The sequence below is a fragment of the Pseudomonas syringae group sp. 247E2 genome (assembly GCF_032587795.1).
Taxonomy (GTDB): Bacteria; Pseudomonadota; Gammaproteobacteria; order Pseudomonadales; family Pseudomonadaceae; genus Aquipseudomonas; species Aquipseudomonas amygdali.
In genome coordinates this window covers 1,116,265-1,130,891 of sequence record NZ_JAWHPK010000001.1, presented here as the reverse complement: position 1 = coordinate 1,130,891, position 14,627 = coordinate 1,116,265, and the positions used below count along the sequence as shown (strand labels likewise).

Annotated in this window: 12 protein-coding genes; 7 read left to right on the top strand and 5 right to left on the bottom strand. The window is 58.6% G+C overall.

All coding sequences use genetic code 11. The features are described 5' to 3' along the window. Nucleotides 1-5: 5 nt before the first annotated feature. On the top strand, nt 6-1,250 hold the full coding sequence (locus tag RYC18_RS05140) for an exonuclease SbcCD subunit D C-terminal domain-containing protein (protein ID WP_005781813.1): 1,245 nt from the start codon (nt 6-8) through the stop codon (nt 1,248-1,250). After that, the gene (locus RYC18_RS05135; protein ID WP_316883915.1) at nt 1,247-4,891 is read left to right on the top strand and encodes an SbcC/MukB-like Walker B domain-containing protein; all 3,645 of its coding nucleotides are present in this window, start codon (nt 1,247-1,249) and stop codon (nt 4,889-4,891) included. Before RYC18_RS05140 ends, RYC18_RS05135 begins: the two co-directional genes overlap by 4 nt. Before the next feature lie 287 nt (nt 4,892-5,178). Here RYC18_RS05135 and RYC18_RS05130 read toward each other — a convergent pair whose 3' ends face one another. From RYC18_RS05130 to RYC18_RS05110, 5 genes are all read right to left on the bottom strand, one after another. Then, nucleotides 5,179-5,373, bottom strand: a complete 195-nt coding sequence (locus tag RYC18_RS05130) for a hypothetical protein (protein ID WP_004665916.1) — start codon at nt 5,371-5,373, stop codon at nt 5,179-5,181. Between the two features lie 175 nt (nt 5,374-5,548). Continuing rightward, the gene (locus RYC18_RS05125) at nt 5,549-6,721 is read right to left on the bottom strand and encodes a lactonase family protein (RefSeq protein WP_316883912.1); all 1,173 of its coding nucleotides are present in this window, start codon (nt 6,719-6,721) and stop codon (nt 5,549-5,551) included. Between the two features lie 79 nt (nt 6,722-6,800). After that, on the bottom strand, nt 6,801-7,085 hold the full coding sequence (locus RYC18_RS05120) for a DUF5629 family protein (RefSeq protein ID WP_004665918.1): 285 nt from the start codon (nt 7,083-7,085) through the stop codon (nt 6,801-6,803). A gap of 127 nt (nt 7,086-7,212) precedes the next feature. Continuing rightward, on the bottom strand, nt 7,213-8,205 hold the full coding sequence (araD1, locus tag RYC18_RS05115) for an AraD1 family protein (RefSeq protein WP_004418549.1): 993 nt from the start codon (nt 8,203-8,205) through the stop codon (nt 7,213-7,215). A gap of 35 nt (nt 8,206-8,240) precedes the next feature. Next, nucleotides 8,241-9,554, bottom strand: coding sequence for an MFS transporter (locus tag RYC18_RS05110; protein WP_057402602.1), 1,314 nt, complete (start codon nt 9,552-9,554; stop codon nt 8,241-8,243). Between the two features lie 214 nt (nt 9,555-9,768). Between RYC18_RS05110 and RYC18_RS05105 the strand changes: the two genes are divergently transcribed. The 5 genes from RYC18_RS05105 to RYC18_RS05085 all read left to right on the top strand — a co-directional run bounded on the left by RYC18_RS05105 (nt 9,769) and on the right by RYC18_RS05085 (nt 14,602). After that, complete coding sequence (locus tag RYC18_RS05105) at nt 9,769-11,511, top strand: IlvD/Edd family dehydratase (RefSeq protein WP_016980971.1); 1,743 nt, start codon at nt 9,769-9,771, stop codon at nt 11,509-11,511. Between the two features lie 93 nt (nt 11,512-11,604). Beyond that, a complete protein-coding gene (locus RYC18_RS05100; RefSeq protein WP_002554489.1) occupies nt 11,605-12,318 on the top strand; it encodes a FadR/GntR family transcriptional regulator in 714 nt (237 codons plus the stop codon). Nucleotides 12,319-12,648: 330 nt separating this feature from the next. Then, nucleotides 12,649-13,233, top strand: a complete 585-nt coding sequence (locus RYC18_RS05095) for a PAAR domain-containing protein (RefSeq protein ID WP_316883889.1) — start codon at nt 12,649-12,651, stop codon at nt 13,231-13,233. Nucleotides 13,234-13,238: 5 nt separating this feature from the next. Then, nucleotides 13,239-14,165 (top strand): DUF6402 family protein, encoded by a 927-nt coding sequence (locus tag RYC18_RS05090; protein WP_316883887.1) that lies wholly within the window; start codon nt 13,239-13,241, stop codon nt 14,163-14,165. Then, nucleotides 14,162-14,602: a hypothetical protein gene (locus tag RYC18_RS05085; protein WP_080544533.1), complete on the top strand. Its 441-nt coding sequence runs from the start codon at nt 14,162-14,164 to the stop codon at nt 14,600-14,602. Before RYC18_RS05090 ends, RYC18_RS05085 begins: the two co-directional genes overlap by 4 nt. Nucleotides 14,603-14,627: the final 25 nt, after the last annotated feature.

Below are 14,627 nucleotides of genomic sequence, written 5' to 3'. Positions count from 1 at the left end.
AACCAATGCGTCTGTTTCACACCTCTGACTGGCATCTGGGTCAGAACCTGCACGGTCAGGAGCGGGATTTCGAACACGCCTGCTTTCTGACCTGGCTGCTGGCCCGTCTGGCCGAACGAAAACCTGATGTACTGTTGATCGCGGGCGACATCTTCGACACTGTCAACCCGCCGGTCAAAGCGCAGGAACGCCTGTACGACTTCATCGTCAACGCCCATGAACGGCAGCCGCTGCTGACCATCGTGATGATCGCAGGCAACCACGACTCCGGCTCGCGTATCGAACTCCCTGCACCCCTGATGCGCCGTTTGCGCACACACGCACTGGGCAGGGTAATGTGGCTGGACGACGGTGTGCTGGACGCCGAACGCCTGCTGCTACCGTTGCCGGACGCCGAAGGCAACGTCAAAGCCTGGTGCCTGGCGCTGCCCTTCCTGCGTCCTGCCGAGGTCACCGGCCCGACGCTGGGTGACGACTACCTGCGCGGTATTGGTCGGGTTCATGAGCTGCTGATCGAAGCAGCCAACCTCAAGCGCCAGCCAGGTCAGGCACTGATCGCCATCAGCCACGCGCACATGGCGGGCGGTTCGGTCTCGGAAGACTCCGAGCGCAGCCTGATCATCGGCAACGCCGAAGCCCTGCCCGCCAGTCTGTTCGGACCGAGCATCACCTATGTCGCGCTTGGCCATTTGCACAAGCCGCAACGAGTCAATGGTGAAGAGCGCATTCGCTACAGCGGCTCGCCGATCCCGCTGTCCTTTTCGGAAATCAGCTATCAGCACCAGATTCTCGAGATCAATTGCGACGGTGAGACGCTGACCAGTGTCGAGCCGTTGCTCATCCCTCGCGCCGTCAACCTGCAACGCCTGGGGCCTGCGCCCTTGGCCGATTTGCTGGTACAGCTCAAGGCGCTGCCGGACATTGACCTGCTCGCCGACCCGGACCGCCAGCCGTGGCTGGAAGTGCGCGTGCGTCTTGATGAACCGCAACCGGACCTGCGCAACCAGATCGAAACCGCGCTGCAAGGCAAAGCCGTGCGGCTGGTGCGCATCGGTGCTGAATACGCCGGTAAAGGCAGTGCCGACGGCAACGAAGGTGAAGCCGCCCTGATCGAGCTGGACCAGCTCACGCCTCAAGAATTGTTCAGCCGTGCCTGGCAGGACAACTTCGGTAGCGAGGTCGACGAACAGACCCTGACCGATTTCGCCACGCTGCTGCGTGAAGTCCAGCAGGAGAGCGAACAGCCATGAAAATCCTTGCCATTCGCCTGAAAAACCTTGCCTCGCTGGCCGGGCCGTTTGAAATCGATTTCACTGCCGAGCCGCTGGCCAGCGCCGGTCTGTTCGCCATTACCGGCCCGACCGGCGCAGGTAAAAGCACCCTGCTCGACGCCTTGTGCCTGGCGCTGTTTGGAGCGATTCCGCGGCTGAGTAGTATCGGGCAGTCCAAGGTCCCGGACATCGACGGCGACATCACCACCAGCGACCCGCGCACCCTGCTGCGGCGTGGCACGGGCAGCGGTTACGCAGAAGTGGACTTTATCGGCATCGATCAGCGCCGTTATCGCGCCCGCTGGGAAACCAACCGCGCACGCGACAACGCGACCAAAAAGCTGCAGGCCAGTCGCCAGATCCTGACCGACCTGGACAGCGAACAGGTGCTCAGCAACCAGAGCAAGCGTGAATTCGAGCAACTGATCGAGCACCGTCTGGGGCTCAACTTCGAGCAGTTCACCCGTGCCGTGATGCTTGCCCAGAGCGAGTTCAGCGCCTTCCTCAAGGCCGACGATAAGGAACGCAGCGAACTGCTGGAGAAGCTGACCAATACCGCCATCTACAGCCAGCTCGGGAGGCGCGCCTACAGCAAGAGCAAAGAGGCCGAGGAAGCGCTTAAAACCCTTACCGCCCAAGCCAGCAACATCGTCCCGCTGGCTCCGGAGCTGCTGGCCGAACTGGAGCAACGCCTCAACGACGCACAGCAGCAGCTCAAGGCGCACCAGGCACAGCAAAGGCAACTGGAAATCAAACAGCAGTGGCTGATCGAGCTACACCGCCTGCGCGATGAACAGCTTGCCGCGCAGGAGGCGATCACCCGTGCTCAACAGGCCTGGGACGACCAGAGCGGTGCACGTCAGACCCTTGGCCAACTGGAACGCCTGGGCCCGCAACGCCACCGTTTCGCGCGTCGGGTCACGTTGAACGCCCAGCTCAACCCGCTGGCGGAACAGATTCTTCAGCATCAGCAACAGCAGGCTTCGCTGCAAGATCAGCAGCGACAACTGGAGACCCGCCGCACCCAGGCGCAGGCCAGTCTGCTGGAGGCCCAGCAAAACCACAGCAGCGCCAAGCCACTGTTGCAGCAGGCTTCTGACACACAGAACACGCTTAACCACCTGGCTCAGGAACTGACCAAGGTGTCTGACCTGCATCAGCAAACCGGGCAGCTTTGTACTGAGGGTCAGGCCAGCCTGAACATTTTGCTCGACCAGCAGCAACAGGTTTCGCAGCGCCTTGAACGTATTGCCGGGCAGCTGGAGCACAGCAGCGAACTGGCCCCCCTGGCTCAGGCCTGGAGCGCCTGGCGCGACCGGCTGAAATCCCTCACGCTGATCGCCAACCGCCTCAAGCACGGACAGAGTGAACTGCCTGCACTGCAGCAACGTGCCAGCACGGCTGATCAACAGTTGACCGAGCAACGCAACGCGCTGGAATTGCTGTACCGCGAAGCCGATTGCGAAGTGGATGCGGTCACCGAACAGGTACAGATTCTCGGCAGCCTGCTGCAGGATAATCGCAAGCAGCAACGCGCGTTCGAAGACCTGGCTCGTCTGTGGACCAGCCAGCAGGACGTAGACCGACAACTGGCCGATCTGGCGCAGCAACAGCAAAGCGCTCAGCAGCAACGCGAACAGCTCAACAGCGAAGGCATTCGCGTTCGTGATGAACTGACCGTCGCCGAACAGACCCTGACCGTTACCCGGCAACTGCTGGAACGTCAACGCCTGGCCCGCAGCGCCAGCGTTGAAGAATTGCGCGTCCAGTTGCAGGACGACCAGCCCTGCCCGGTCTGCGGCAGCATCGAACACCCTTGGCATCAGCCGGAAGCGTTACTGGAAAGCCTCACGCAACATGATGACAACGAGCAGGCCAGTGCGCAGAAGGCGGTGGACCAGCTGACCGAACAGCGCAACCAATTGCGCGAGCAGGTTGGCGGCGTGATCGCCCGCCAGAAAGAGCTGCTGCGTCAGCACGAACAGCTCACCCTGCGCCATCAAACCCTGGCACCGGACCTGGAATCTCATCCCCTCGCGGCTCAATTGCTCGACCACGACCCAGGCAGGCGTGACAGCTGGTTGAGCCAGCAATTGAATAACCTGAGCGAAGTCATCACCCGTGACGAGCAACGCCAGGAAGCGTTGCTGACCCTGCAGAAAGACGCCGCCCGCTTGCAGCAGCAACTTCAGGCAGCCACAGAAGCCAGTCAGACTGCGGCGAGCCATGTTGCCGAGCAGCTCAAGCAGCTGGACGTCGACAGGCAGCGGCTGGACGAAGAACTGAGCGCATTCACGCCGCTGGTCTCGCCACACGTGCTTGAAGGGCTGCGCAGCGATGCATCGGCGACAGTGATGCAGCTTGAGCAGCAGGTGACTCAGCGGCTGGATCAACTTGAACAGCAACACGAAGAGCAACAGGAGCAGAGCGAGCGCCAGCAGAAGATCGAAAAGCAACAGATCGAGCAGCAGACTCGCCTGCACCGCCAGACCGAACTGGCGCAGGAAGTCGCCCGGCTAGGCGAGCAGCAACAGGCCAGCCAGCAGGCACTGACCGGCTTGCTGGGCGAGCATGCGACTGCCGAGCACTGGCAACAGGCGCTGGAAAACGCCATCGAGCAAGCCAGGCAAACCGAAAGCTCGGCCGCCGAGGCTCTGCAGCAGATTCAAAGCCAGTTGATCCAGCTGGCTGCCGAACTCAAGTCCGCCCAGCAACAACAGCAATCCTTGCAGCAGGAACTGGCTGAACTTGATGTGCAGATCAGCGAATGGCGCGGCCAGCATCCCGAGCTGGACGATACCGCGCTCGACACGCTGCTGACCTACGATGACGCGCATGTCGAGCAACTGCGTCTGCAACTGAACGCTACCGACAAAGCGCTGGAGCAGGCAAAAGTATTGCTGCAGGAGCGCGATCAGCGCCTGCAACAGCATCAGGCGCAACACAGCGACCTTAGCGACAGCACGCAACTGGCGGCAGCGCTGCAACAGGCCCATGAACAGTCCGCGCTCGGCGAGCAGCAATGCGCCGACCTGCGTGCCGAACTCAGCGAAGATCAGCGCCGTCGCAACGCCAACAGCGAGTTGCAGGCGCGCATCAACGATGCCAATAACGAATACCTGCGCTGGGCACGCCTGGCATCGCTGATCGGCTCGGCCGAAGGCGATAAATTCCGCAAGATCGCCCAAGCCTACAACCTTGACCTGCTGGTCCATCACGCCAATGCGCAGCTCCGGCAACTAGTGCGCCGCTACCGCCTGAAACGCGGCGGCAGCATGCTCGGCCTGCTGGTCATGGACACGGAAATGGGCGACGAACTACGCTCGGTTCATTCGCTGTCGGGTGGGGAAACCTTCCTGGTCTCGCTGGCGTTGGCGCTGGGACTGGCGTCGATGGCCTCCAGCACGCTGCGTATCGAATCGCTGTTCATCGACGAGGGCTTCGGCAGCCTCGACCCGGAATCGCTGCAACTGGCGATGGACGCACTGGACGGCTTGCAGGCACAGGGTCGCAAGGTCGGCGTGATCTCCCACGTACAGGAAATGCATGAACGGATTCCGGTGCAGATCAAAGTGCGTCGCCAGGGGAATGGGTTGAGCACAATCGAGGTGGGTAACTGAAAGACCTGTGACGCGGAGCGTCACGAACGGAATTCCCACGCTGGAGCGTGCGGAACGATAATCTCAACTATCGTGCCGTAGCTCTGGACGTTTTCAACTATCGTGCGGCGCTCCGCGTCGCATGCCGTTCTGGACGCTCTGCGTCCGGTCTTGAATACGCCATCGCCGTCAATGCTTTCGCGAACAGGCTCGCCTGACATTCCGTGCATGGTCTGCCGCGCAGTGGGCAGTAAGTCGCAGGGACCTGTGTTGGCGAACATGCTCGCGAAAGCGTGACGGCTGATGAATCATTGAGCGGATTTGTGATCCAGCGCTGCGTAGAAATTAGCGCTCTGTTGCAGGTATTTCGAGGTGTAGGTCTGAGTGTAGGTTTGAGCAGCGTGGGCTTTTTTGTCAGTTACATCGACACTGGCACTGGCTGGAAGCGCGACGCTTGCGGAAACAGCCGATGCAGCAATGATGGAGAAAAGATTGAAATTCATGTCGGTCACCCCTCGTTATCCGGTTAGCGTTTGCTTGAAGTGTCAGCCGTCTTGGCCGTGACTCAAACTTACGCCCGAGGGTGGTTCAGCAGAAATCTTTTGTAGCACTAACCCATATCATCAAGAATGATAACGGCTCCAGCCCTTGTATCTAGAGGGCTGGAGCTGGAAAGGCTTACTTGTCAGTCAGAAAACGCAGATAAGAAGGTGAATCTGCATCAAATTTCTGCACCGTTTCACCGATCTTTCCGCTCTGCGGATCACGGCGCACGGTCACGATCTGGTTGCTCTTCTGATTGGCGAACAGCATGTACTTGCCAGTCGGGTCAAAGGCGAACTCGCGTGGCTCCTTGCCTTCCAGGGAACGGCGCTGAATTTCTTCCAGCTTGCCGCTGGCCTGATCGATCCGGAATACCACGACCTGATTCGCGTCACCCCGATTGGTCACGTACAGAAACTTGCCATCCGGTGAAGTGTGCAAGGCGCCACCACCGTTTTTCTCTTCCACGCCCTTGTTCTTCATGTCGACCAGTTGGGTCTGCTTGAAGACGCCGTCATGATAGTCAAACACCGCGACCTGCGCCGTCATTTCCAGCACCAGCCAGGCATGCTTGCCATCAGCACTGAACAGGGTGTGACGTGGTCCGGAGCCACCCGGCAATTGCACGGTCGGCTCCTTGGCTGGCTGCAGTGGCTTGGGCTGGCTCGCGTCGTAGCGATACACAAACAGCTTGTCAGCGCCCAAGTCAGCGCTCACTACGTACTTATCATCCGGGGTCGGCACGGCCAGATGCACATGGGACGACATCTGCCGCTCACTGTTGACCTTGCTTCCAGGACCCAGCGGCAGCACCTGAACGGCTTCGCTCAACGTGCCGTCCTTACCCACCGGCACCACGGTCAGCGCACCGCCCGGTTCAGGGTTTACTGCGTAGTTGGCAACGAACAGGTAGCGGCCGTCATAACTCAGGCTGGAGTGCGTCGGTTCTTCACCGCGGCTTTGAACCTGATTGATCGGCGTGATCTGACGGGTTTTCGGGTCGATTGCAAAGCTGCTGACCTTACCGACCACATCTTTTTGCCCTGGGCCGTTTTCATTGACCGCGAACAGATAACGCTGGTCTCTGGAGACGGTCAGCCACGAGGGGTTTTCGGTTTTGACCACTTGCAGCGGCTTGGCATCGATCATCCCGGTTACGCTGTTGAAGGCAAAACGATAGATCCCTTCACTCTTGCCTTGTGTGTAGGAACCTATCAGCAATTCAGTATCGGGCATGGCTTGGGCCTGCAGGGTAAACGCGCTCATGGCACTGGCAATCGCCAGCCACGGCAGAAATTTATGGGGCATGGGGGCATCCCTTTTTGTCGAAATTATTGATGCCTGTTACGGCACTGTCGGGTCTATGACAGCGCCAGCCCGCATTTACTCAATCCTGCGCGGAATCATCTTCATCGGAGGGGGTAAAGGCATCCAGGCAGATGATCCGGTGATCGGCGTTGCCGTCATTGATCACCCAGCTTTGCAGGGATTCATCAAAGGTCGCGGCGTCGACTTGGGCTTTGCTGAAGCGCCATACCTTGCGCTCGCGGCCGTCCATGCATTCGACGTTCAGTTCATCGCCCAGAGAGAAATCCCAAGCGTGCAGACCGTCGATTTCCAGCATGGTAGTGGCTTCAAGGGCGGCAAGCAGTGTGGTGGGTGTGGTAGTCATGAAATTCATCCGGCCAGCAAAAGCTCGAATGATAGGGCAAAAGGCAGGCGTAGATACAGTCGGAGCGTGAGTAGAGCCGTACCAGCGCCGAGCGCTGGCACGGTGAGCAATCAAACAGGGACTGCGCTTACAGCTTGCCGATGCCGCCCGGCTGAAACACCGGCTCGCTCGGTGCCAGGCCGTTGACCAGCGGCTTGCCGAACTCGGCCTGACTGATCTCGAAACGATCGCCCGGCTGGGTGCGCACGCCATCGGCAAACGACAGGGTCGCGGTGCCGAAGAAATGCACATGCACATCACCGGGCCTGAGGAACTGGGCGTATTTAAAGTGGTGATACTCAAGGTTTTCCAGACTGTGGCACATGTTCGCTTCGCCACTGAGGAACTCTTTTTCCCACAGCACCTTGCCGTCGCGCCAGACCCGGCTGGTGCCCGACAGGCTTTGCGGCAAGTCGCCCACGCGCAACTCCGGCCCGAACGAACAGGCACGCAGTTTCGAATGCGCCAGATACAGGTAGTTGCGACGCTCCATGACGTGATCGGAGTATTCGTTACCGATGGCGAAGCCCAGGCGATAAGGCTTGCGGTCATGACCGATCACATACAGGCCGCTCAGCTCGGGCTCTTCCCCGCCATCTTCGGCAAAGGGCGGCAGCGAAAACGAATGTCCGGGGCGCACGACAATGCTGCCATCACCTTTGTAGAACCACTCTGGCTGAACACCGGCCTGCCCCGCAGCCGGCTTGCCGCCTTCGACGCCCCATTTGAAAATACGCATGGTGTCGGTCATCGAAGCTTCGTCTCCGGACTGCTGGTGCATCTTGTCGCGTGCCGAAGCACTGCCCAGATGGGTCAGCCCGGTGCCGCTGACCAGCAGGTGCGCCGGATCAGGATGGTCGAGCGGCGGCAGGATCCGCAACTCCTCAAGCAACTGCGAATAGTCGTGCGTCTCGCCAACGCCACGCTGCTCGACCTGGTGCGCCAGAGCCGAACCCGCCTCGATTGCCGCCAGCGCCAGCTCGCGAACACTTTCGACACCCTGGACCTCACGTACCTGATCACCGTCGACCAGACCGACCCGGCGCTGACCGTCGCTCAATTCAAACTGTACTAACCGCATGAAATTCTCCTTCCAGATAATGGGCCGCTGAAAACCTATCTCGCCTTGGCACTCGCCGCGAAGTCGGACACTGGCAGCACATGCTTGCGCTCCAGCACGTGATAGACGATGCCGGTCAGCAGCAGCCCGAAGACCATGACGCCCGACAGAAAATAGAGGCCCGATGCCAGGCTGCCGGTGATTTCCTTCAACGCACCGATCACGAACGGCCCGATGTAGCCGCCCAGGTTGCCGACCGAATTGATCAGCGCGATACCGGCTGCGGCACTGGCACCCGCGAAGAACCGCCCCGGCAAGGTCCAGAACACTGCCGTGCAGGAAAACAGCGCGAACGCCACGACGCACAATGCAGCCAGCTGCGCCACCGGCAGGGTCAGCCAGGCGCTGCAGAACAGGCCGATGGCACCCAGTACATACAGCACGGCCAGATGCCCGTAACGGTCGTTGAGGCGGTCGGAACTGCGCGGCACGATCAGCAGGCCAATGATGCCGAAAATGTACGGCACCGAAGACACAAAGCCGGTGGTCAGATCACTGCCACCGAACTGTTTGATCAGCGTCGGCAGCCACAGGCCCAGACCGTAGATACTTAAGGTCACTGGCAGATAGAACAGCGCGAGAAGCAACACACGCTTGTCTTTCAAGGCGTGCAAGGGATTGCCGTGGCGAGTCTGGCCGTATTCTTCCAGGTCCTTTTTCAGCTCACCGGTCAGCCAGTCTTTCTCGGCCTGGTCCATCCATTTGACCTGTTGCGGACCGTCCGGCAACCAGCGCAGCACCGGCCAGGTCAGCAGAATCGCTGGCGTACCAATGACGATGAACAGCCATTGCCAGCCATGCAGACCGAGTATGCCGTCCATGCCCAGCAAGCCGCCGGAAACGGGCCCGGTGATCATCATGGCGATGGGTTGCGAGAGGATGAAAAGGCCAAGAATCTTGCCGCGATGGCGCACCGGAAACCATTGGGTGATGTAGTACAGCACGCCGGGAAAGAATCCCGCCTCGGCTGCACCCAGCAGAAAACGCATCACATAGAAGCTGTGTGGCCCCTGCACGAAGGCCATGCCGATGGTGATTGCGCCCCAGGTGATCATGATCCGCGCGAACCAGCGACGTGCGCCGAAACGCTCGAGCATCAGGTTACTGGGGATCTCCAGCAGGAAGTAACCGATGAAGAACAGGCCGGCACCCAGCCCGTAGGCGGCGTCGCCGATACCGATGTCCGCGCCCATGTGCAGCTTGGCAAAGCCCACGGCAGAGCGGTCTACATAAGCGATCAGGTACAGCAGGATAAGGAAAGGAATCAGTTTGAACGTAATGCGGCGTATAAGCCGCAGTTCCTGGCTCATGTAGGCGGTCTCCCATTGTTTTTGTTATGGAACCTGCGGGGATCGCCTCTGTGCCTGGGGGCTGAATAACGCAGCACATGCGCCAGGATGATCCCTCGTCTACGACCGACTATATAGTAATACTATTTAAACTGACAACTCTTCCAATACGCGTTTTTTAGGCTTACCTTAGCCAGCAGTATCGCCATTAAGTCTTACAATAAGAGAGCCGATCATGTCTGACTCCGATAAAAAACCGACCCTCCGTTCTGCCCAGTGGTTTGGCACCGCTGACAAGAATGGCTTCATGTACCGTAGCTGGATGAAGAATCAGGGTATTGCCGACCATCAGTTCCAGGGCAAGCCGATCATCGGCATTTGCAATACCTGGTCGGAGTTGACCCCCTGCAACGCGCATTTCCGGCAGATCGCCGAGCACGTCAAACGTGGTGTGATCGAAGCAGGCGGCTGGCCGGTCGAGTTTCCGGTGTTTTCCAACGGCGAATCCAACCTGCGCCCTACCGCGATGTTCACCCGCAACCTGGCGAGCATGGACGTTGAAGAAGCGATTCGCGGCAACCCCATCGATGGCGTCGTGCTGCTGACTGGCTGTGACAAAACCACGCCTGCCCTGCTGATGGGTGCCGCCAGTTGCGACATCCCCGCCATCGTCGTGACTGGCGGACCGATGCTCAACGGCAAGCATCAGGGCAAGGACATCGGCGCCGGCACCATCGTCTGGCAGATGCATGAGTCCTACAAGGCCGGCACCATCAGCCTGGATGAATTCCTGTCCGCCGAAGCCGGCATGTCTCGCTCGGCAGGCACCTGCAACACAATGGGCACGGCCTCGACCATGGCCTGCATGGCCGAAGCGCTGGGCACTTCATTGCCACACAACGCCGCCATTCCTGCGGTGGATTCGCGACGTTACGTGCTGGCCCACATGTCCGGCATGCGTGCGGTGGACATGGTTCGTGAAGACCTTCGCCTGTCGAAGATTCTCACCAAGGCCGCATTCGAAAACGCCATCCGGGTCAATGCGGCCATCGGCGGTTCGACCAACGCCGTTATTCACCTGAAGGCGATTGCCGGGCGCATCGGCGTCGACCTGGACCTGGACGACTGGTCGCGCATGGGCCGCGGTATGCCGACCATCGTCGACCTGCAACCCTCAGGGCGCTTCCTGATGGAAGAGTTTTACTACGCCGGTGGCCTGCCTGCCGTGCTGCGGCGCATGAACGAAGCCAATTTGCTGCCCAACCCGGATGCCCTGACCGTCAATGGCAAGAGCATCGGCGAAAATACCTGCAACTCACCGATCTATGGCGAGGACCAGGTAATCCGTGCGCTGGACAATCCGATTCGCGCTGATGGTGGTATCTGCGTATTGCGCGGCAACCTCGCCCCCCTCGGCGCAGTGCTCAAACCGTCTGCCGCTACACCGGCACTGATGCAGCATCGTGGCCGGGCGGTGGTGTTCGAGAACTTCGAAATGTACAAGGCGCGGATCAACGATCCGGATCTGGACATCGACGCCACCTCGGTCATGGTCCTCAAGAACTGTGGCCCCAAGGGTTATCCGGGCATGGCCGAGGTCGGCAACATGGGCCTTCCGGCCAAACTGCTGGCGCAGGGTGTGACCGACATGGTGCGCATTTCCGATGCACGTATGAGCGGCACGGCCTATGGCACAGTGGTTTTGCATGTGGCACCGGAAGCCGCAGCTGGCGGTCCGCTGGCGGTGGTCAAGGAAGGTGACTGGATCGAGCTGGACTGCGCTGGCGGACGTCTGCATCTGGACATCCCACAAGCTGAACTGGATGCACGCCTCGCCGATTGGCAGGCACCGCAGCAGCTGTTACTCGGTGGCTATCGCCAACTGTACGTGGACCGTGTGATGCAGGCGGATCAAGGCTGTGACTTCGACTTTCTGGTCGGTTGCAGAGGTTCAGAAGTGCCTCGCCACTCGCACTAAAAGAAGCGGCGGTCCCTTGTTCTGGCGACCGCCGTCACTGTTGTGCGATGGTATGATGCCCAGCAATCACTGCCAGGACCCAATTGCGCTCTCATGGATTATCGAAAGCCTTCCGACCGAAAAAGCATGCACGCGCGCATTGTTCAGGAACTGGGCATGCAAATCGTATCCGGCCGTTTCAAGCCTGACGAAAAGCTGCCTGCCGAAGCGCTGCTCTGTGAAGAGTACGCCGTCAGCCGCCCGGTACTGCGCGAGGCCACACGGGTTCTGGTCGCCAAGGGGCTGGTCTACTCGCGGCCGCGTGTCGGCACGGTGGTCAAGGCCCGACGCGAATGGCACCTGCTGGACCCGGATGTGCTGCACTGGGTGATGCAAAGTTCGCCGCAGAATGAATTCTTCAACCTGCTGACCAGTGTGCGCGCAGTCATCGAACCGGCTGTTGCAGCACTGGCTGCGCAACATGCCACGGACGCAGAAATCGAGTCGATTCACGAAGCCTACCTGCGCATGGAGGCCGCGCCGACCCCGGAAGACCTGCTGCAACCCGATCTCGACTTCCACAGCCGCATAGCCGATGCCACCCATAACGACCTGCTGGCGCACTTGTGCAACATGCTGTCGCTGGCGTTGCGCGAAGCACTCAAATACTCCAACAAACGCCCCAACCTGCACGAACTGGCCATGCCCCGCCACAAAGCCATCCTCACCGCCATCCAGAACCGCGACGCGCTGGGCGCACGCCATGCTTCGCTGGTGCAACTGGACGATGCGCGCAATGCGCTGAGTGTGGTGCTGGGTGGCGGTTGATTGGCTCGACTGAGTCGATAACTCGTTGAGCCTGTGTATTCGCCGTGTTTATTGATCAAATAGGGCGAATCCTCCTTATTGCTGGTACCCGCCTCTGAATGTTCTATTTCTGTGGGAAATATCCAGACTATTTGTAAGAGCGTTATAAGCCCAGCGTAAGCTCAGTCCTTAATTATCGCAAATGACGCTCCGCCATTTCCGAAAACATAAGGTAATGATATCTCTCCCTGCCTATTAATTAAAACGCTGCGCCTGTTCATAAACGTCGATTAAACCTATCAGACGTCAGAGACTCGTGCAGCTGATAAAAAAGTGTGCAAGGAGCATTGCATGAAACTTCTGGCTATCGTTCAGGGCGATACAACAGACCACGGAGGGTCTGTTATCAACGGCGATCAAACAAAGCGCATCAATGGTTTCCCCGTGGCGCACAGGGGCTGTGACGTCATCTGCCCACTGCATGGTGCCAGCAAAATCATCGGAGAAGAAAACAACTTTCATATCGAAGGAAACATCATCGCACTGGAAGGCGACCTGACCAGTTGCGGGGCTCGGTTGATATCCAGGCAACAAAGTTTCTTTCGGGTTGAGAGGCAGTCGAGTGTTGTGCAGTCTGCGCCCGATCCTTCGGTTGGTAATGATCAGGAGGCGGCCAGCGAAAGTGTGGTGGATCGGGTTGTGCATTCAGTTAATTCGCTGGTGGGCCAGCGAGAGTCAATCATGTGCGACGAACGTTTTCGTCTGTTCAATCAACAACGCTCCAGCCTTGGTCATCTGGGCTATGTGGTGATGCAAGACCAACGCTGCACCTGCGTTGGCGCGCTTGACCTGCAAGGCTACAGCCGCAGCCATAAAAGCCCGGCTGTCATCGCACTGCAACTCGCAACCACCGCCCCTTGGCCGGTCATGGAGTAACCTCAATGTCTCTGAACGATTTCCAGCGTACCAACGCCTTGGGCCCCGACACTTACTTCGCCTTGCCCCAAGGCGCCTCACACACCTACGCCCCGACAGACACCCCGGCCAAAGAAGTCATCATCCAAAGCCTGGCCCTCTCCCGCATACCCGGAGCCATGCGCAACATGGGTTGGAACACGGCAGCGGCGCTGATGCAGCGATGGTTTGACAGTCCAGCGTGGGAGATGCCGGAGGAGTGGAAGGAGCCAAAAACCCAACCTGACCCTTTGAGCTTACCTGCAATACAGTGTGACGAAAGTATTGTAAAAATGGAGTGGGCAATGCAGTTTGAGCGTTGTCGGGAAGCAGTAGATGAGGCCGAGTCCATCGTATCCTCGGCAAAAGCGGTTGAAAGATTGAGAAAACTTTTGAAACGTGCCGGATGGGATGAGAATAGCTCATTTGAACTGGGCAACAACTTACTGTCTTCTCGGCAGATAGATGTTTTATCCCAAGTAAATTTTCGTATATTCGGCAGTACGTGGGACTCACTGGACGATATGTACGGTGCGCTGGGGTCTGCAACACTAAAAGTTGGTGTTACAGGACGAGCTTTCAGTAAGAAAAATTTCATCACCCAGCAGACCGAGCTGTATTTCCAGATAAAAAACCTAGGCTTCTACATACGGGACCATTACGACTTTAGCGGATTACAATATCTCGGCACGTGGACAGAAGATCGCGTGCTGACCAAGGCAGAAACCGCTATAGCCTTGACGCCACAAGGAAATCTGGTCATCCGTTTAAAAGACGGACCATTTGCTGCAGTTACAAACTCCCACTTTCGCAACTATCGTAGCGACACAGGTCAAGGGGGCGATTTTTTTATTTACTCAAACATTTTGTGGAAAAAATCTGATCAGATCATAAAGTTGGGAGTCCGTAAATGAAACCACTTCCACAACGGCTCAAATTTTTTATAGCCTACATTATTATCGCCGGTAGTCTCTGGACCGCATCGGAATGGTGGGAAAAAGGGTTAGCGGAACGCTCTGGCGAGCCTGACATAAGCCCTGGAGGCTGTTACAGAGTGGAGCTGTTCAAACCACTCTGGGTTCTTCCGATGATGTTTCATTCGATGCCACACCCGGATAGTGAGGTGCCAAGAAGGTGGCTACCCTGGTGGGAGTACCCTGCGTTTTTTCGGCTCTATGATCATCGCACTGGCGAGTTGATTTCAGAGACAGAGGTTTACGATCTGGCGTCAGCGAGTGGACCGCTGGACTGGGGGGGCGGATCGGGTGAGGTATCGGCTGGAATGATCTCAATTGGCCCCAATCTCCCTGATTGTCTGGGTGACCGCCCTACTCCAGTAAGCCCTCAATAACGAGAGCATCACGATGCTGGACGTT

What these genes read in the sequence shown, in the direction of transcription:
- RYC18_RS05125 (WP_316883912.1), bottom strand. Translation starts at nt 6,721, where the DNA reads ATGCCCCATAAATTTCTGCCGTGGCTGGCGATTGCCAGTGCCATGAGC.
- RYC18_RS05095 (WP_316883889.1), top strand. Translation starts at nt 12,649, where the DNA reads ATGAAACTTCTGGCTATCGTTCAGGGCGATACAACAGACCACGGAGGG.
- RYC18_RS05120 (WP_004665918.1), bottom strand. Translation starts at nt 7,085, where the DNA reads ATGACTACCACACCCACCACACTGCTTGCCGCCCTTGAAGCCACTACC.
- RYC18_RS05130 (WP_004665916.1), bottom strand. Translation starts at nt 5,373, where the DNA reads ATGAATTTCAATCTTTTCTCCATCATTGCTGCATCGGCTGTTTCCGCA.
- RYC18_RS05140 (WP_005781813.1), top strand. Translation starts at nt 6, where the DNA reads ATGCGTCTGTTTCACACCTCTGACTGGCATCTGGGTCAGAACCTGCAC.
- RYC18_RS05100 (WP_002554489.1), top strand. Translation starts at nt 11,605, where the DNA reads ATGGATTATCGAAAGCCTTCCGACCGAAAAAGCATGCACGCGCGCATT.
- RYC18_RS05105 (WP_016980971.1), top strand. Translation starts at nt 9,769, where the DNA reads ATGTCTGACTCCGATAAAAAACCGACCCTCCGTTCTGCCCAGTGGTTT.
- RYC18_RS05090 (WP_316883887.1), top strand. Translation starts at nt 13,239, where the DNA reads ATGTCTCTGAACGATTTCCAGCGTACCAACGCCTTGGGCCCCGACACT.
- RYC18_RS05085 (WP_080544533.1), top strand. Translation starts at nt 14,162, where the DNA reads ATGAAACCACTTCCACAACGGCTCAAATTTTTTATAGCCTACATTATT.
- RYC18_RS05110 (WP_057402602.1), bottom strand. Translation starts at nt 9,554, where the DNA reads ATGAGCCAGGAACTGCGGCTTATACGCCGCATTACGTTCAAACTGATT.
- RYC18_RS05135 (WP_316883915.1), top strand. Translation starts at nt 1,247, where the DNA reads ATGAAAATCCTTGCCATTCGCCTGAAAAACCTTGCCTCGCTGGCCGGG.
- araD1 (WP_004418549.1), bottom strand. Translation starts at nt 8,205, where the DNA reads ATGCGGTTAGTACAGTTTGAATTGAGCGACGGTCAGCGCCGGGTCGGT.